Origin of the sequence: Nonomuraea sp. NPDC049649 (assembly GCF_040675175.1) — a bacterium.
Taxonomy (GTDB): Bacteria; Actinomycetota; Actinomycetes; order Streptosporangiales; family Streptosporangiaceae; genus Nonomuraea.
In genome coordinates this window covers 1-16,336 of record NZ_JBFAOH010000015.1, presented here as the reverse complement: position 1 = coordinate 16,336, position 16,336 = coordinate 1, and the positions used below count along the sequence as shown (strand labels likewise).

The window sequence follows — 16,336 nt, the reverse complement described above, 5'->3', positions numbered from 1 at the left end:
GAAGGAGCCTTCATGACCATCACCCGCGAACTGCTCATCGGCGGCAAGACCGTGCCCGCGCGGTCCGGCCGCACCACCGCCGACCTCAACCCCTACACCGGGCAGCCCTACGCCACCGTGGCCGCCGCCGGGCCCGAGGACGTGACCCTCGCGGCCGACGCCGCGCAGGCCGCCTTCGACGACTGGGCGGCGCTGAGTCCCTTCGCCCGCCGCGCCATCTTCCTCAAGGCCGCCGACCTGCTGGAGGAGCGCGGCGAGCAGGCGGTCGCCCTGATGGCGGGCGAGGTCGGCGGCACCCGGCCGTGGGCCCTGTTCAACGTCGGCCTGGCGGCGAACATCCTGCGCGAGACCGCCGCCGCGATCACCGCGCCCCAGGGCGACGTGCTGGCCGCGCAGGAGGCGGGCGCGCTCGGCCTGGCCGTGCGCGAGCCCGTCGGCGTGGTCGCCGCCTTCTCCCCGTGGAACGCCCCCGTCATCCTGGGCGTGCGCGCGGTGGCCGCCGCGCTGGCCGCCGGCAACACGGTCGTCATGAAGCCCAGCGAGGACGCGCCGATCGCGTGCGGCCTGTTCGTCGCCGACGTGCTGGCCGAGGCCGGGCTGCCCCCGGGCGTGCTCAACGTCGTCACCAACGATCCGGCCGACGCCGCGCAGGTGGCCGAGGCGCTGATCGCCGACCCGCGGGTGCGTGCGGTCAACTTCACCGGCTCCACCGGGGTGGGCCGCATCATCGGCGCCCACGCCGCCAAGCATCTCAAGCCCGCGGTGCTGGAGCTCGGCGGCAAGAACGCGATCATCGTGCTGGACGACGCCGACCTGGACTACGCGGTGGACGCGGCCACGTTCGGGGTCTTCATGAACGCCGGGCAGATCTGCATGTCCGGCGACCGGATCCTGGTGCACGAGTCGCTGGCCGAGGAGTTCACGGCTCGGTTCGCCGCCAAGGTCGCCGCCCTGCCCTCCGGGGACCCGTCCGATCCCGGCACAGTCATCGGGCCGCTGGTCTCGGCCGCCTCGGCTCAGCGGGTCGCCGCCCTGGTCAGCGACGCCGTGGCCAAGGGCGCCACCGTGGTGACCGGAGGCGGCGAGCCGGACGGGGCGGTCCACCCGGCGACCGTCCTGGCCGACGTGCCCGCCGACGCCGACCTGTACTACGGCGAGTGCTTCGGCCCCCTCTGCGTCATCGACACCTTCGCCACCGACGAGGAGGCCATCACCAAGGCCAACGACACCGAGCACGGCCTGACCGCGGGCATCATCACCGAGAACGGCACCCGCGGCCTGCGCGTCGCCCGCCGCCTGCGGACCGGCATCGTCCACGTCAACGACCAGTCGGTCGCCGACGAGCCGCAGGCCCCGTTCGGCGGGTTCAAGGCCTCCGGCTACGGCCGCTTCGGCGGCCGGTGGGGCATCGAGGCCTTCTCCAACACCCGCTGGATCACCCTGGCGACCCAGCACGCCCACTATCCGTTCTGAGTCGCACGTACGACACGAGCAGGGCGGCGGCGTAACCCGTCAGACGCGGCACGTCGCCGCCCACCCTGCCGAGCCTGCCGGTCCGGCGTTCCCTCCCGGACCGTCAGGTGATCGCGACCGCGCCGTACCGACCTGCCCATCGCCTGGCTGTTCAACGTCGTCCATCACGTCCTGCGCGGAGCGGCGACGGAGATACGGGCCGGGCGCCTGGATCGGGACGACGCCGCGGAAGTGGTGATCAAAACGGTGCAATCGGGGTCGATGCCGTGACCGTGCGGACGATTCGCCCCCACGGGCGAGCCGGGCATCCGGCCGATGCCCGGCTCCCGTGTTTTACCGCCCGGGCGGCGCGGCGGTCTCAGGCTCTCAGGCGCGGGCCGAGGAGTCGGAGTAGATGACCTTGCCGAGCCACTGGCCGCCGTCGACCGAGAGCACGTCGCCGGTGATGTAGGCGGCGCGCCGGGGGTCGAGGAGGAACGCCGCCGACTCGGCGACCTCCTCCGGGGTGGTGAACCGGTCGGCGGGGACGCTGTCGAGCACCCGGCGCCGGTCCTCCTCGGTCGGCCAGAGCGCGGCCCCGGCGCCCTCCGTCTCGGTGGGGCCCGGGGAGATGCAGTTGACCCGCACCCCGCGCCCGCCCCACTCGGAGGCGAGGGTGCGGGTCATGGCGAGGACGCCGCCCTTGGCCGCGGCGCTGTGGACCGTGCCGGGGTGGCCGTGCCAGGCGTAGCTGGCGATGACGTTGAGGATCGCGCCCCGGCCGGCTTCGAGCATGTGGCGGCCCGCGGCGCGGGTGCCGTAGAAGGTGCCGTTGAGCACGATGTCCACCACGGCCCGCCAGCCGCCGGGCGAGAGGTTCTCGGCCGGGCAGACGAAGTTGCCGGCGGCGTTGTTGACCATCGCGTCGATCCGCCCGTACTCGGCGGCGACGCCGTCGACGGCCGCCGTGAGCGCGTCGGCGTCGCGCACGTCGCAGGGGACGGCGCCCGCGGTGACGCCGAACTCCTCGGCCAGGCGGGCCGTCTCCTCCAGCGGCTCCTTCCTGCGGCCGATGACGACGACGTTCCCTCCCCCGGCGGCGTAGCGCAGGGCGATGGCGCGGCCGATGCCCGATCCGCCTCCGGTGACGATGGCGACCTGGCCGGCGAACTCGGCGAGCGGGGACTTCTCGATCATGGGGTGGCTTCCTTGTCTGGGGTCGGGGCGGCCAGGACGAGGGCGTCGACGGCGACCGCGCCGTCAGGTCCGGCCCGGAGCGGGTTGATCTCGCACTCGGCGATGTCGGCGTTCTCGGCGATGAGGCGGGACACGGCCGCGACGGTCTCGGCCACCGCGTCCAGGTCGGCGGGCGGCCGGCCGCGGAACCCGGTGAGCAGGGGCAGCCCGGCCAGCGACTCCACCAGGCGGCGCGCCTCGGCGGCGTCGATCGGCGCGAGCGCGAGCGCGACGTCCTTGTAGAGTTCGGCCTGCACGCCGCCCATCCCGACGAGGACGACGGGCCCGAAGGCGCTGTCGCGCCGGGCTCCGACGATGAGCTCGACGGCGCCGGCGCGGGTGTCCAGCTGTTCGAGGACGTAGCCGCCCTCCCCCAGCCGGTCGATCATGCCGGCGAGCGCCGCGCGGACCTCTTCCGGCCCGGACAGGCCGACCGCCACGCCGCCGACCTCCGTCTTGTGCTCCAGCCAGCCGGCCTTGAGCACGTACGGACCGGGCACCTCCCGGGTCGCGGCGTCCACGTCCTGGAGGGTCCGGACCTCGACGGCGCGGGGGTAGCGGAGGCCCGCGCCCGCCAGCAGGTCGCGGCCCGCGAGGTACGGGAGCGCCTCGCCCGGCGTGGTGGCGGCGGCGACGGGCTGCCGGATGTCCCGCGGTACGGAACGTACGAGATCGACCGCCAGCCCGAGCGACCGGGCCACCGCGTCGATGGTGAAGAGGGCTGGGACGGCGCGGGCGCGCAGCTCCCGCACCACCTCGGAGTCGTGGCTCATGCTGTGCACGATCACCGGGCAGCCGTGTTCGGCGACGGTGAGGGCGACGGACGCGGCGACTTCGAGCTCCCGCTCCACGAGCGTGGGGGTGTCGGCGCCGTAGCAGCCGAAGTAGCCGGACATCACGACCGCGTCCACCTCGCCGCTGCGGACGAGCACGTCGACGATGCGGGCGTACGTGTCGAGGTCCTGCTCTCCCGCCCCGGCCAGGTCGATGGGGTTGGCGGCCCCGGCGCCCTCGGGCAGCAGGGCGGAGACGGCGGCGCGGGTCCGGTCCGAGAGCCGTGGCACGGTGAGCCCGTGGCGGGCCATCGCGTCGGCGGCGACGGCGCCCTGGCCGCCGCTGTCGCTGACGATGGCGACCCGGTCGCCGGCCGGGAGCGGGCAGCCGACCAGCAGGTGCGCGAGGTCGATCGCCTGGGAGGGGGTCTCGACGAGCACCGCGCCGGCGGCCCGGCAGGCGGCGGCGACGACGTCGGTCGGGGCGGTGAGCGCCCCGGTGTGGGAGCGGGCCGCGGCCCGGCTGGCGTCGCTGGCGCCGACCGTGAGGACGATGACCCGTTTGCCCGCCTCGCGCAGCCGGGTCATGACCCGCACGAGTTCGCGGCCCTCGCCGAAGCTCTCCAGGTAGAGGACGACGGCTCGGGTCGCGTCGTGCGTGACGAGGTCGGCGAGCAGGTCGGTCGCGGTGACGTCGACCTGGTTGCCGATGGAGACGAACCGGGAGACGCCGAGCCCCGCGTGGGCGGCGAGCCCGGCAAGTTCGAGCCCGAGCTGGCCGGACTGCGACACGATCGCGATGCTGCCCGGGACGAAGGAGCCCCAGGCGAGTTCCAGTTCGGCCTCCGCGTCGTACAGGCCGAGGCAGTTCGGCCCGACGATGCGGGCGCCGGCCCGGTTGATGCGGCCGGCGAGCCGCTGTTCCAGGCCGGGCTCGCCGTTGGCGAGGTCGATGTGGGCGGTGATCCCGAGGAAGCCCTTGACGCCCAGGGCGAGCGCCTCGTCGACGACGGCGGGGATCGTCGGCGCCGGGGCGGTCAGGACGACGAGCTCGGGCACCGACGGCAGGTCGGCGAGCGAGCGCGCCGACGGGACGCCGTCGATGACGGCGCCCCTGGCGTTGACGAGATACACGTCCCGGCGGTGGGCGCCGCGCAGCGCGCCGCGGGCGATCCAGTAGCCCCACTTGGCGGGATCGGCCGAGGCGCCGACGACGGCGACGGACTTCGGGTTGGAGAAGACCGACAGGGAGCCGCTCATCGCCCGGCCACTGCCCGCGAGATGATGAGGCGCTGGATGTCGGAGGTGCCTTCCTCGATCTCTTCGAGCTTGGCGTCCCGCAGCCACTTCTCGATGAGGAACTCCCGGGAGTAGCCCCAGCCGCCGTGCGTCATGAGCCCGGCGTTGGCCACCCAGGTGGTGTTCTCCGACGCGGTGAGCTTGGCGATGGCGGAGGCGGCGGTGGCGGGCTTGCCGGCGTCGTGCAGGCGGGCGGCCCGCATGGTGACGAGGTGGGAGATGTCGGTCTTGGCGGCCATGTCGGCGAGCCGGAAGGCGACGGCCTGGTGCTCGATGATCGGCTTGCCGAACTGGGTGCGCTCCTTCGCGTAGCGGACCGTCTCCTCCACGATCGCCCGGGACAGGCCCGTCGCCGCCGCGCCGATGAGGATCCGCGACGCGTCGAACGTACGCATGAGCCCGTAGAAGCCCTTGCCCTCCTCCCCCAGCCGGTTCTCGGCCGGGACGCGGACGTCCTCCAGGAAGACCTCGGCGTTGAGCGTGCCGCGCTGACCGTACTTCCTCATGGGGGCGCCGACCGTGACGCCCTCGCGGTCACGCTCGACGAGGAAGGCGGTGATCCCGCGGGCGCGCAGGCCGGGGTCGACGGTGGCGAAGACGACGAAGTACTGCGACAGGGGGGCGTTCGAGATCCACGTCTTGACCCCGTTGAGCACGTAGTGGTCACCGTCGCGGACGGCGCGGGTCTGCAGGCCGGCGGCGTCCGATCCCACGTCGGGCTCCGTGACGGCGACGCTGGTCACCGGCGGCGTGGACCCGGTGAGCGGGGTGATCCACTTCTTCTTCTGCTCCTCGGAGCCCAGGGACAGGATCGGGTCGGCGAAGAACGAGCTGGAGGTGAGGAAGTTGGCGATGCCGATGTCGCCGTGGCACAGCTCCTCCTGGACGAGGCACTGGGTCACGAGGTCGGTCACGCCGCCGCCTCCGTACTCGGAGGGCAGCATGTAGGCCGTCAGGCCGATCTCGGCGGCCTTGGCCCACAGGTCCATGGGCGCCTCGACGTCCGCCTCGTCGACGGCGCGCGCACGCGGGCGGATCTCGTTCCGGGCGAAGTCGCGGGCGAGGGCGACGAACTCGCGCTGTTCGTCGGTGAGCTCGATCCCGTCGGTGAGGTCGTAGGACATGGGTGGACTCCCGATCCGGGTTATTGACTGACTCGTCAGTTATATTTGGGCAATCGTGGGGCAGCACTCCGGACGCTGTCAAGGACTTTCGGTGGCTCCCCCGTCGTACGGTCTTTCTCAGCCGGTGGCGGCCTGTTCCCGCCCGGCGGACATGGTCTCCAGCAGGTGGTCGCAGACGCTCCGCATGCGGTCGATCGTCATGTGCTCCGAGCCCGCGAGCGCCTGTATCGCGAGCCCGTCGATCATGCCGACCAGGGCGTTGGCGAGCACCACCGGGTCCCCCTCGCGGATGAGCCCCTCGGCCTGGCCGAGGCGGACGATCTCCACGATGACGCTGCGCCACTCGCCGTAGATCCGCTCGTTGAGCTCGCGCAGGTCGGCGTCGTGCAGCGCCTCGACCCAGGTCTCGGCCCACACCCGCCAGGCGGCCGCGGTCTCGTCGTCGTGCGGGAGGTAGGAGTCGACGAAGGCGCGCAGCCGGTCGCGGGCGTTGGAGTGCCGGTCCAGGATCGACTTGCGCCGTTCCAGCGACCGGGCGAAGTTCCACTCGAACGCGGCGTGCACCAGATCGCGCTTGGTCTCGAAGTAGTAGTGGACCGAGCCGGTGCTGATCTTGGCGCGCTTGGCCACGTCAGTCACGCGCAGCGCCTTGTAGCCCTTGTCGCTGACGACCTCGCAGGCCGCCCGCAGGATCTGTTCGCGGCGCTCGGCTTCGACACTCGGTCGTGCCATCCGTTCTCACCTCGTGTGACTGTAGTGGTCAAGTCTTCGTCCCGTGGGGCGCCGCCGGGTCTCCTTCGACGACGACGGAGACAGGCCGGCCCCGGGCATGCCATGCGGCGACGTTGCGAGCCTGTTCGAGCACGTAGTCGAGGCGGCTGGCCGCCGACAGGTAGGCGGCGTGCGGCGTGAGGAGCACCCGGGGATGCGCGACGAGGGGGTCGCCGGGCTCCGGGGGCTCCTGCGGGAGCACGTCGAGGGCCGCACCCGACAAGTGTCCCCCGTCCAGGCGCCGCAGGAGCGCGCCGTGATCGACGAGACCGGCTCGTGACACGTTCACCAGCGCGGCGCCCCGGCGCATCAGGCCGAGCCGCCGCGCATCGAGCAGTCCCCGGGTGGCGGCGGTGAGGGGCAGGTGGAGGCTGACGACGTCGCTGTACGCCAGCACCTCGTCCAGGTCCAGCGGTTCGACGCCGGGGACGTCGGCGGCGACGGGGTCGTGGCCCACGACCCGGCCTGCCAGCGGGCGCACGTACTCCGCGTAGCGCCGCCCGATCCGGCCGAGCCCGACGACGCCGACGGTCACCTCCGAGAGCCTGCGCAGCTCGTACCGGGTCCCGTCCCACACCCCGGCCCGCACGTCGCGGTCGAGCTGCGGCAGCCCCCGCAGGAGGGCGAGCGTCATGGCGAGCGCGTGGGAGGCGACCTCCTCGGTGGCCGCGCCCGGGACGTTGGCGACCCAGACGCCGCGCTCCCGGCAGGCGTCGAGGTCCACCATGTCGCAGCCCGCCGACTGGGTGGCGACGACGCGCAGCGCGGGCAGGGCGTCCAGGAGTGGCCGGTCGACCTGGGCGTAGCCGAGCAGGAGCGCGGCGGCGTCGCGGGCGGCGGCCACGATGTCCCCGGGCGCGGGGCTGCGGGCGAACCGGACCGTGAACCCGGCCTGCTCCAGCAGCTCCACACCCGGCCCCGGGTCCGTGTCCACCACGTCGGTGTAGACGGCGACGGGCTTCGTCATGTCATGCCCCTCGCGGCTCTGCTGTCCTCGCGGACGTGGATCAGTGTGGGGCGGTCCGCCTCCAGGGCTGCCTTGATCTCGCGGGTCAGGGCGGCGGGGTCGGCGGCGCCGACGCCGTGACAGCCCATCGAACGGGCGAGCGCGGGGAAGTCGGGCCGGCCGAGCGCCACCGCGTGGACCGGCTCGTCCCGGTCGGCCATCTCGTTGCGGATCTCGCCGTAGCCGCCGTTGTCGACCACGACGACGGGCAGCGCGATCCCGAGCTCGGCCGCGGCGGCGAGCTCGGGCACGGTGAACATGGTGCCTCCATCGCCCTGGAGAACGATCACGGCGGTGTCCGGGTGTGCGATCTTAGCGCCGATGCCCGCCGGGAGGCCGAAGCCGAGCGTGCCCGCCCCGGTCGGGTAGAGGAACGCGCCGGGCCGGTGGAGGGGGAGGTTCGACAGCGCGCCGTAGTAGCACGCCATCGCGCTGTCGCCCGCCACGATCGCGTCGCGGGGCAGCGCCTCCGCGATCGCGTCCACGATCTCCAGCCAGGGGCCGCCCTCGGCGCGTGCCGCCTCACGGTGCCGTTCCCGCCACCGCGCGGCCCGTCCCGTTCCGTCGCGTTCTGCCTGTTGCGGTCCGTCCGCCGCTGCTCCGCCGAGCCGTTCGCGCAGCGCGCGGACGGTACGGGCGGCGTCTCCCACGAGGGACACCGCCGGGACCACGTTGGTGACGATCGCGGCCGGGTCGATGTCCACGCGCACCACCTTGCCGGTGAGGTCCGGCAGCCCGAGCCACCAGTCGGCGGGGGCGAACTCGGTGCCGACCGCGATGACCAGGTCGCTCTCGTCCAGCAGGTCGAGCACGCACCGGTGCTGGACGCCCGCGCCCACGAAGAGCGGGTGGTCCTCGGGGACGATCCCCTTGCCGTTGGTGGTGGCGAGGACCGGGGCGCCGGTGGCCTCCGCCAGCGCGACCACCTCGCCGGCGGCCCGCGCCGCTCCCCCGCCGACGAGGAGCACCGGCAGCCGCGCGGCGTCGCAGGCCGCCGCCCCGGCCGCCACCGGCTCCGGCGCGGGGACGCGGGGGGCGGCCGGGACGGGGGCGACCACCTGTACGTCCGCCTGCTCTTCGAGCAGGTCGAGCGGGATCTCCAGGTGGACCGGGCGCGGCCGCCCGGAGGTCAGGTCGGTCCAGGCCTGGGCCACGGCGAGCGGGATCTCCTCGACGCTCGTCACCCGGTGGCTGCGGCCGAGGATGGCCGCCATCGCGCCGCTCTGGTCCTTGATCTCGTGGAGCAGGCCGTTGCCCCGGCCCGGGTGGCGCAGCGGCATGCCCGGTGACACGAACAGGACCGGCACCGAGTCCGAGTACGCCTGCGCCGCGGCCGCCGCCGCGTTGAGAATCGCCGGGCCGGTCGTGGTCAGGCAGACGCCCGGCCGACCGGACGAGCGGGCGTAGCCGTCCGCGGCGTACCCGGCGCCCTGTTCGTGCCGCGGGGAGACGTGCCGGACGCCGTACCGGTCCAGGGCCGCGTAGATCGACAGGTTGTGCGTGCCGGGGATGCCGAAGATCGTGTCGACGCCGTGCCCGGCCAGTGCGGCGACCAGGGCCTCGCCGCCCGTCATCCTTGCCATGCTTGCTCAGTCCTTTCGGGGTCAGTCGAGGACGCAGGCGTCGCGTACATCCCAGAACGCCTTCACCCGGGCTCCGGGGACGACCTCGTCCGGGTCGCGGGGCACGTCGGTCCGCGCGACCAGGAGCTGACCCGCGGGGGTGCGCAGCTGCACGGTGCGGCTGCTGCCGAGGTAGATGCAGTCCTCCACGACCGCCTCGACGTGTTCCGCCGTGTCGGGTACGGGGGCGTCCGCGGAGGCGATGCCCAGGCGCTCCGGGCGGATCATCAGCGACTTGCCGCTCTGGTCGGCGTCGCCGGTGATCCGGTAGCTGCGGCCGTTGACCTCGTCGGCGAAGCTGGTGCCCCGCACCGCGCCGGTGAAGATGTTCGAGGCGCCCACGAACTCCGCGGTGTAGCGGCAGTTCGGCTCGGCGTAGAGCTGCTCGGGGGTGCCGAGCTGGACGATGCGCCCGTCGCGCAGCAGGGCGATCCGGTCGGACATCGTCAGCGCCTCGTCCTGGTCGTGCGTGACGAAGACGAAGGTGATGCCCATCTCCTGGTGGAGCCTGCGGATCTCCAGCTGGAGCTGCTCGCGCAGCAGCTTGTCGAGGGCGCCGAGCGGTTCGTCCATGAGCAGGACGCGGGGGCGGAAGACGATGGCCCGGGCGAGGGCGACGCGCTGCTGCTGGCCGCCCGACAGCTCGGACGGGCGCCGGCCGCCCAGGTCGCCGAGCTCGACCAGCTCCAGGGCCTCGGCCACCCGCCGCCGGATCTCCGGCTTGGCGACCTTCTGCCGCTTGAGGGGGAAGGCGACGTTGTCGGCGACCGACATGTGCGGGAAGAGCGCGTAGTGCTGGAACACCATCCCGAAGCCGCGCTTGTGCGGCGGCAGCGAGGTGATGTCCCGGCCGTCCACCTGGACGGTGCCGGAGGTGGGCCGGGTGAAGCCGGCCACGATGTTCAGCAGGGTGGACTTGCCCGAGCCGGAGGCGCCGAGCAGGGTGAGGAACTCGCCCGCCCGGACGTCGAGGTCGACGGACTCCAGGACGGTGTTGTCCCCGTACTTCTTGCTCACTGCGCCGATGGAGATCGGCGCGCCCGTCGAGGTCTTCGCGGCGGGCGTCTCGAGGTCTGCGGTCATGTCATGCACCTGTGTTCGTTGCGCTGCTGTTCGTTGCGCTGCGGCGGTGGGCGAGTTGCCGGATCAGCCGGGTCAGGCCGAGGACGATGAACGAGCCGAAGATGACGAGCATCACGATCGTCGAGATGGCCGCCACGGTGGGGTCGATCTGGACCCGGATGCCGGACCACATCTGGACCGGGAGGGTCGTCAGCTCCGGGCCGGAGAGGAAGATCGCGGTGACGACCTCGTCCCAGCTGATGAAGAAGGCGAACAGCCCGCCGGACAGCACGCTCGGGAGGATGAGCGGGAGGGTCACCTGGAAGAACGTCGTGACCGGTCCGGCTCCGAGGCTCATCGCGGCCATCTCGACCCGCCGGTCCACCGAGACCAGCCCCGCCACGACGTTGATGACGACGTACGGGACGGCCAGGCAGGTGTGGACCAGGACGAAGCCGAGCGTCGTCTGGGTGAGGCCGAGCTGCAGGAAGACGATGTAGGACGCCAGTCCGATGATCACGTACGGGACGATGAGCGGGGCCAGCAGGATCGCGATGATCGTGTTGCGGAACGGCATCCGCCCGCGTACCAGGGCGAGGGAGGCCAGGACGCCCAGGACGACCGAGCTGACCGCCGACAGCAGCGCCACCTTGAGGCTCGCCAGCGCCGAGCCGATCCAGACCGGGTCCTCCACGAGGTTGCGGAACCACCGCAGCGACAGCTCGCCGGGCGGGAAGGTGAGGAAGGAGCTGTCCGAGAAGGACATCGGCACGACGATGAGGACCGGCAGAATGAGGTAGACGCCGATGAGGGCGGCGAGGATCGCGAGCCCCGCGCGGGTGAGAATCTTGGTCATGACTGCCGCATCAGGTGTTTCTGAAGGTCCACGAACCTGCCCGCCACCACGAGCAGGAGGAGGGTGGTCACGAGGAGCAGGGTGGCGAGCGCCGCGGCGAAGCCGAACCGGAGCACGGTGCTGACCTGCTGCACGATCAGCTCGCCGATCATCGTGTTCTTCGGCCCGCCGAGCAGCGCCGGGGTGATGTAGTACCCGAGCGCCTGGACGAACGTGAGCAGCACCGCCGCCGCGACCCCGGGGACGCTGAGCGGGACGAAGACCCGCCAGAAGGCGCCCGCGGGACGGTCGCCCAGCGACTCGGCCGCCTGGAGCAGGCGGCGGTCGATGCCCTGCATGGTCGCGAAGATGGGCAGGACGGCGAAGGGCAGCGCGACCTGGACCATGCCGAAGACGACGCCGGGCAGCGTGCGGATCAGCGGGATCGGCTCGTCGATGACGCCGAGCGACTGCAGCGCGGAGTTGAAGGCGCCGGTGTCCCGCAGGAACAGCACGAGCGCGAAGCTCCGCACCAGGATGCTCGTCCAGAACGGGACGAGCACCAGCCCCATCATGATCATTCGCCAGACGGGTCCGACGAGGGTCATGAGGTAGGCGTAGGGGTAGGCCAGCGCGAGGGTCACCGCCGTGACGATCGTCGCGATGAGGAACGTGTTGCCGAGGACGCGCAGGTAGACGGAGTTCGCGAAGACGTCACTGTAGTTCTGCAGGCCGAAACTCGGGTCCGTCAGGCTGCGCGACAGCATGACGGCGAGCGGCAGCCCGAAGACGAGGACCAGGACGACCAGGAGCGGCAGGACGAGGGCGCCCCATCCGTCAAAGCGTGCCCACAGGGACAGCCGCAAGGAGAGGGGCCGCCCCCGCAGCCTGCCCGTCGAGGAGTCTGCGGGGGCCGAGGTCACTGCGCGATCCAGGTGTTCAGGCGTTCGGTGACGCTGTCGTAGTTCTCGGCCCAGTAGCCGTAGTCGACCAGGCCCGCGGAGCTCTCCGCGTTGGACGGGTAGCCGGGCAGCTCCTTGCGGATCTCCTCGGGCACGAACTCGAGCGCCTTGTCACTGGCCGGGCCGTAGATCGAGGCCTCGGCGTCGGCGGCCTGCGCCTCGAGGTTGTCGAGGAACCAGCGCATCCACTCGAAGGCCAGCTCCGTGTTCGGGTAGCCCTTCGGCACCACGATCTGGTCGTACGAGACGAGGTTGTCGTTCCACTCGTTGGCGATCTTCTCCCCGGCCTGCTGGGCCTGGAAGATCCGGCCGCTCCAGGCCTGGACGAGGGGGGCCTCGCCGCTGGCCAGCATCTGGGTCATCTGGTCGCCGGTGTCGAAGAAGACGATGTCCTTCTTGATGGTGTCGAGCTTGTTGAAGGCCCGGTCGATGTCCAGCGGGTAGAGCTGGTCGGGGGCGACGCCGTCGGCGAGGAGCGCGGCCTCGAACATGCCGCCGGTCGCGTACTTCCAGAAGCCGCGCTTGCCGGGGAACTTCTCGGTGTCGAAGAACTCGGCCCAGGTCGTGGGGTGCGCGTCGGGGAAGGTGTCGGAGTTGTACGCGATCGTGAAGGAGTACTGGAGGATCGGGATGGCGCAGGGGCCGATCTGGTCCTCGGCGACGCCCGTCTCCTTGGCCTTGTCGAGGATGTCCTGCGGCAGCTTCTCCAGCAGGCCGGCCTCGCAGGCGGTGTTCGCGAAGTTCGGCTCCACCTCCGTGGGTCCCCAGGTGACCTGGCCCGCCTCGACCTGCGCCTTGATCTTGGCGTAGTCGGTCGGCGAGTCCTGCTTGATGGTCACGCCCTTGGACTCGGCCCACGGGAGGAAATAGGAGTCGACATGCGCCTTCTGAGCGGCGCCGCCCCACATGGTCACCGTGAGCGACTCTTCGGAGGCACTCGAACTACTGCCGCCGCCACAGGCGGTCAGCGTGACGGCCAACCCGACGGCCGAGGCGACGGCGAGCAACTTGGTGGTCTTCATCGACCCCCCATTCGATCTTTGACTGATGCGTCAGTTAATGGGAAGACACTATGAAGTAGATCACCTTGGGTGTCAATAGCCCCCGAATGGGCGTTTGATCCAGTAATGGCTGTTCAGCCGCGGGCGCCGGGCGCGATCCACTCCCCGATCGCGAAGTCCTTCCTGACGAAGCCCTGCTCCACCAGGAACGCCTTGGTGCCCTCCAGCAGGGCGAGGCCCTCGCCGGTGAACGGCGTGTCGGGCAGCTGCTCCTGCAGCGTCGTCTTCCGTACGATGCCGCCCGGGAAGCCGCCGACCTCGACCGCGAACGCCAGGTAGCCGTCCCAGTCGGCCTTGGCCCGCCGGGTGGCCTCGACCTGGGCCGCCTGCCAGACCGCGACGAAGCCCGGACGCGCGGCGAGGAAGTCCTCCGTCACCACGGTGGCCGAGGTGCCGCGATAAAGGGGATGGTCGGCCGCCAGCGAGTCGATCACCGGGTAGCCCTTCTCCCGCAGCGCCTCGACGTTGGCGGCCGGGACGGCGGCGGCGTCCACGTCGCCGCGTTCCAGCGCTGCCTCGACGTCGGCGGCGTAGATGTGCACGACCTCCTCCGGTTCGACGGCGGCGTCGGCGAGCGCGCCGAGCAGGTACCGGTGCATGTAGGAGCCGGTCTGCGTGGCGATCCGCCGTCCGGCCAGCTCCCGCAGGGAGCCGGGGCCGTCCTTCTTCGCGACGATCGCCGCGTCCAGCCCGACGGCCGCCTGGGCGATGAGCCGGGTGGGCTGCCCCGCTCCCCTGGCGACCAGCGCGGGTGTGTCGCCGTAGGTGGCGAGGTCGAGCTCGCCCGCGACGAGCGCCTGATTGAGGTCCGGTCCGTTGGGGAACGAGAACACCTCGACCGCGCCGACCGCGCCGACCCCGCCGAGCAGCGGCACCAGCGCGTCCTCGTCGTGCAGGTAGCCGACCGGCCCGGTGAGCCGGTTGCCGCTGCCGATCACCCCGATCCGCAGCGTGAACGTCTCCCCCGGGCGGGCCTGCGCGCCCGCGCCGCACCCGGCCAGCACGGCCGCCAGGGCGGCGACGGCCACGAGCGCGGCGGCGGATCGGCGGAACCTCATCAGGACGTCCTCTCGGTGGTGGCGGTACGGCTGACGATCGGCCGCGGCGCGCCCGGCACCTCGGGGCCGACCGCCACGGCGGCGCCGGGGGTGCGGCCGCTCCCCCAGCCGATCTGCCGCCGGTAACTGCCCAGCAGCCCGGCCTCGGCGAGGTGGTCCTCGTCCCGCAGCGGGGAGTCCGGCGGCACCGGCCGCGCGAGCGGGGCGACGAACAGCGCGTCGGCCGGGCAGTAGGCCTCGCACATGAAGCAGGTCTGGCAGTCGGACTGCCGGGCGATCACCGGCACCCCGTCCTCGCCCGCGTCGAACACGTTCCTGGGGCAGACCTCGACGCAGCGGTCGCAGGTGATGCACCGCTCGCGGGACACGACCTCGATCATGACGCCGCCCTCAGCCCGAACTCCTCCGGGCCGACGGGCGCGACCTCGTCCGGCCGGGTCCGGATCTCGTCCAGCCCGCCGACGAGCAGCCGGTGCCGCCACCCCGGGTCCTGCGCGGGGAAGTCCTCGCGCTTGTGCATGCCGCGGGTCTCCGGCCGGGCCAGCGCCGCGGTGTACATCCACCGGGCGTGCGCGGTCATCGCCGCGGCCTGTCTCGTCCGTACGGCCTCCGCTCCCGTGCCGTGCAGCCCGGCGCGCACCGCGCGCCAAACGTCGTGCAGGGCGGCGAGCGCGGGGCTGAGCCGGTCCGCGTGGCGCAGGTAGTTCTTCTCGTACGGCAGAACCTCGCCCTGTACGGCGGCCACCACGTCACGGTGCTCCCCCGGGCCGCCCGCCGGACCGGTGGGCCGCAGGCCCGCGCCGCCCGCCCCGGTGACGGAGCGCCGGGCGGCGGCCGGCCCGAGCGCGGCGGCATGACGGGCCGCCCCCTGCCCGGCCCAGGTGCCCGACGAGATCGCCCAGGCCGCGTTGTGGCTGCCGCCCCCGGTGAACCCGCCGCAGATCAGCTCCCGGGTGGCCGCGTCCCCGGCGACGTACAGGCCGGGGACGGAGGTGGCGCAGTCGCCGGAGACGATCCGGATGCCGCCGGTGCCGCGCACCGTGCCCTCCAGCAGCAGCGTGACGGGGAAGCGCTGGGTGAACGGGTCGATGCCGAGCCGGTCGAAGGTGAGGAAGAAGTTGGGCTGGCCGAGCCGCATCCGCTGGCGCGTCCCGGCGTCGGCCCGGTCCAGCACGCAGTAGACCTTCTCGCGCAGCAGGGCGCGGGCGATGACCGAGCGGCCCCGGGTGCTGCCCGCGCCTTCGAGCACCGAGCCGTCCTCACGGTAGAAGCTGGCGTAGGAGTAGTACGCGGTCTTGGTGAGCGAGGTGGCCTCGGGGGCGATGGCGTAGGCGTTGGAGAACTCCATGCCGGACAGCTCGGCCCCCAGCTCGGCGGCCATCAGGTGCCCGTCGCCCGTGTTGACGTGGCAGCCGAGCGTCCCGCTGAGGAACGCGCAGCCGCCGGTGGCGAGCACCACGGCGGCGGCCCGCACCCGGTACGTCTCGTCGGTCTGCAGCCGGTGCCCGGCCGCCCCGGCGACCGCCCCGCCTGCGTCGGTCAGCAACTCGGTCACCGGGCTGTGGTCGAGGATACGCACCCCGGCCCGGCGCACCATGATCCGCATCCGGCGCATGTACTCCGGCCCCTGGACACCCCGGCGCAGCGGCCGGCCGTCCACGACCGGGAAGGGGTAGCGCCCGGCGGTGGCCAGCTCGTTGACGCCGTCGTAGGTCTGGTCGAGCACCCGCGCCATCCAGCGGCGGTCGGCCAGATAGCCGCCCAGGGCCTCGCGGGAGGCCATCGCCTTCTCCCGCGCCTCCGGGTCCGGCGGCACGTACCAGATGCCGGTCCCGGCGGAGGCGGCGGCGCCGCTGGTGCCGCAGTAGCCCTTGTCCGCGAGGACGACGTCCGCCCCCGCCTGCGCGGCCTTCAGCGCGGCCCAGGCGGCGGCCGGGCCGCCGCCGATGACGAGGACGCCGGCGGTGAGCTCGAGTGATGCGGTCACTAGGGCACCCTCTTTCTCGCAGGCACCACTACGGTGCTTGGTGAAGGGACTCGGCGGGAGCCGGGGTGACGGTCTAGTCCGGTCGCCG

At 72.6% G+C, this 16,336-nt stretch carries 14 protein-coding genes; 1 reads left to right on the top strand and 13 read right to left on the bottom strand.

What is annotated here, in order from left to right; genetic code table 11:
- Positions 1 to 12: 12 nt before the first annotated feature.
- Positions 13 to 1,473 carry an aldehyde dehydrogenase family protein gene (locus AB0J42_RS20320; protein ID WP_364296524.1) on the top strand — a complete coding sequence of 487 codons (1,461 nt, stop codon included), beginning with the start codon at positions 13 to 15 and terminating at the stop codon, positions 1,471 to 1,473.
- Positions 1,474 to 1,839: 366 nt separating this feature from the next.
- On the opposite strand, the gene AB0J42_RS20315 is transcribed toward AB0J42_RS20320, so the two are convergent.
- The 13 genes from AB0J42_RS20315 to AB0J42_RS20255 form a co-directional block, all read right to left on the bottom strand.
- Positions 1,840 to 2,649, bottom strand: coding sequence for an SDR family oxidoreductase (locus tag AB0J42_RS20315; RefSeq protein ID WP_364296522.1), 810 nt, complete (start codon positions 2,647 to 2,649; stop codon positions 1,840 to 1,842).
- Positions 2,646 to 4,721 (bottom strand): acetate--CoA ligase family protein, encoded by a 2,076-nt coding sequence (locus AB0J42_RS20310; protein WP_364296520.1) that lies wholly within the window; start codon positions 4,719 to 4,721, stop codon positions 2,646 to 2,648. Before AB0J42_RS20310 ends, AB0J42_RS20315 begins: the two co-directional genes overlap by 4 nt.
- Positions 4,718 to 5,884 carry an acyl-CoA dehydrogenase family protein gene (locus tag AB0J42_RS20305; RefSeq protein ID WP_364296518.1) on the bottom strand — a complete coding sequence of 389 codons (1,167 nt, stop codon included), beginning with the start codon at positions 5,882 to 5,884 and terminating at the stop codon, positions 4,718 to 4,720. The genes AB0J42_RS20310 and AB0J42_RS20305 overlap by 4 nt, the downstream gene beginning before the upstream one ends.
- A gap of 117 nt (positions 5,885 to 6,001) precedes the next feature.
- A complete protein-coding gene (locus AB0J42_RS20300; protein WP_364296516.1) occupies positions 6,002 to 6,616 on the bottom strand; it encodes a TetR/AcrR family transcriptional regulator in 615 nt (204 codons plus the stop codon).
- A 28-nt stretch (positions 6,617 to 6,644) separates the two neighbouring features.
- Positions 6,645 to 7,622: a C-terminal binding protein gene (locus AB0J42_RS20295; protein ID WP_364296514.1), complete on the bottom strand. Its 978-nt coding sequence runs from the start codon at positions 7,620 to 7,622 to the stop codon at positions 6,645 to 6,647.
- Positions 7,619 to 9,244, bottom strand: coding sequence for a 5-guanidino-2-oxopentanoate decarboxylase (locus tag AB0J42_RS20290; RefSeq protein WP_364296512.1), 1,626 nt, complete (start codon positions 9,242 to 9,244; stop codon positions 7,619 to 7,621). The genes AB0J42_RS20295 and AB0J42_RS20290 overlap by 4 nt, the downstream gene beginning before the upstream one ends.
- A 21-nt stretch (positions 9,245 to 9,265) precedes the next feature.
- On the bottom strand, positions 9,266 to 10,366 hold the full coding sequence (locus AB0J42_RS20285) for an ABC transporter ATP-binding protein (protein ID WP_364296510.1): 1,101 nt from the start codon (positions 10,364 to 10,366) through the stop codon (positions 9,266 to 9,268).
- Between the two features lies 1 nt (position 10,367).
- Positions 10,368 to 11,201, bottom strand: coding sequence for an ABC transporter permease (locus AB0J42_RS20280; protein WP_364296508.1), 834 nt, complete (start codon positions 11,199 to 11,201; stop codon positions 10,368 to 10,370).
- Positions 11,198 to 12,103, bottom strand: a complete 906-nt coding sequence (locus AB0J42_RS20275) for an ABC transporter permease (RefSeq protein ID WP_364296506.1) — start codon at positions 12,101 to 12,103, stop codon at positions 11,198 to 11,200. Before AB0J42_RS20275 ends, AB0J42_RS20280 begins: the two co-directional genes overlap by 4 nt.
- Positions 12,100 to 13,164, bottom strand: coding sequence for an ABC transporter substrate-binding protein (locus AB0J42_RS20270; RefSeq protein ID WP_364296504.1), 1,065 nt, complete (start codon positions 13,162 to 13,164; stop codon positions 12,100 to 12,102). The genes AB0J42_RS20275 and AB0J42_RS20270 overlap by 4 nt, the downstream gene beginning before the upstream one ends.
- 113 nt (positions 13,165 to 13,277) lie before the next feature.
- The gene (locus tag AB0J42_RS20265; protein WP_364296502.1) at positions 13,278 to 14,261 is read right to left on the bottom strand and encodes an ABC transporter substrate-binding protein; all 984 of its coding nucleotides are present in this window, start codon (positions 14,259 to 14,261) and stop codon (positions 13,278 to 13,280) included.
- Complete coding sequence (locus AB0J42_RS20260) at positions 14,261 to 14,641, bottom strand: ferredoxin family protein (RefSeq protein WP_364296500.1); 381 nt, start codon at positions 14,639 to 14,641, stop codon at positions 14,261 to 14,263. Before AB0J42_RS20260 ends, AB0J42_RS20265 begins: the two co-directional genes overlap by 1 nt.
- Positions 14,638 to 16,248, bottom strand: coding sequence for an FAD-binding protein (locus AB0J42_RS20255; protein ID WP_364296498.1), 1,611 nt, complete (start codon positions 16,246 to 16,248; stop codon positions 14,638 to 14,640). The genes AB0J42_RS20260 and AB0J42_RS20255 overlap by 4 nt, the downstream gene beginning before the upstream one ends.
- Between the last annotated feature and the right edge of the window lie 88 nt (positions 16,249 to 16,336).

Bases quoted from the DNA above. Each gene is read 5' to 3' on its own strand.
- AB0J42_RS20310 (WP_364296520.1), bottom strand. From the start codon at position 4,721: ATGAGCGGCTCCCTGTCGGTCTTCTCCAACCCGAAGTCCGTCGCCGTC.
- AB0J42_RS20300 (WP_364296516.1), bottom strand. From the start codon at position 6,616: ATGGCACGACCGAGTGTCGAAGCCGAGCGCCGCGAACAGATCCTGCGG.
- AB0J42_RS20295 (WP_364296514.1), bottom strand. From the start codon at position 7,622: ATGACGAAGCCCGTCGCCGTCTACACCGACGTGGTGGACACGGACCCG.
- AB0J42_RS20265 (WP_364296502.1), bottom strand. From the start codon at position 14,261: ATGAGGTTCCGCCGATCCGCCGCCGCGCTCGTGGCCGTCGCCGCCCTG.
- AB0J42_RS20270 (WP_364296504.1), bottom strand. From the start codon at position 13,164: ATGAAGACCACCAAGTTGCTCGCCGTCGCCTCGGCCGTCGGGTTGGCC.
- AB0J42_RS20305 (WP_364296518.1), bottom strand. From the start codon at position 5,884: ATGTCCTACGACCTCACCGACGGGATCGAGCTCACCGACGAACAGCGC.
- AB0J42_RS20285 (WP_364296510.1), bottom strand. From the start codon at position 10,366: ATGACCGCAGACCTCGAGACGCCCGCCGCGAAGACCTCGACGGGCGCG.
- AB0J42_RS20320 (WP_364296524.1), top strand. From the start codon at position 13: ATGACCATCACCCGCGAACTGCTCATCGGCGGCAAGACCGTGCCCGCG.
- AB0J42_RS20315 (WP_364296522.1), bottom strand. From the start codon at position 2,649: ATGATCGAGAAGTCCCCGCTCGCCGAGTTCGCCGGCCAGGTCGCCATC.
- AB0J42_RS20260 (WP_364296500.1), bottom strand. From the start codon at position 14,641: ATGATCGAGGTCGTGTCCCGCGAGCGGTGCATCACCTGCGACCGCTGC.
- AB0J42_RS20290 (WP_364296512.1), bottom strand. From the start codon at position 9,244: ATGGCAAGGATGACGGGCGGCGAGGCCCTGGTCGCCGCACTGGCCGGG.
- AB0J42_RS20280 (WP_364296508.1), bottom strand. From the start codon at position 11,201: ATGACCAAGATTCTCACCCGCGCGGGGCTCGCGATCCTCGCCGCCCTC.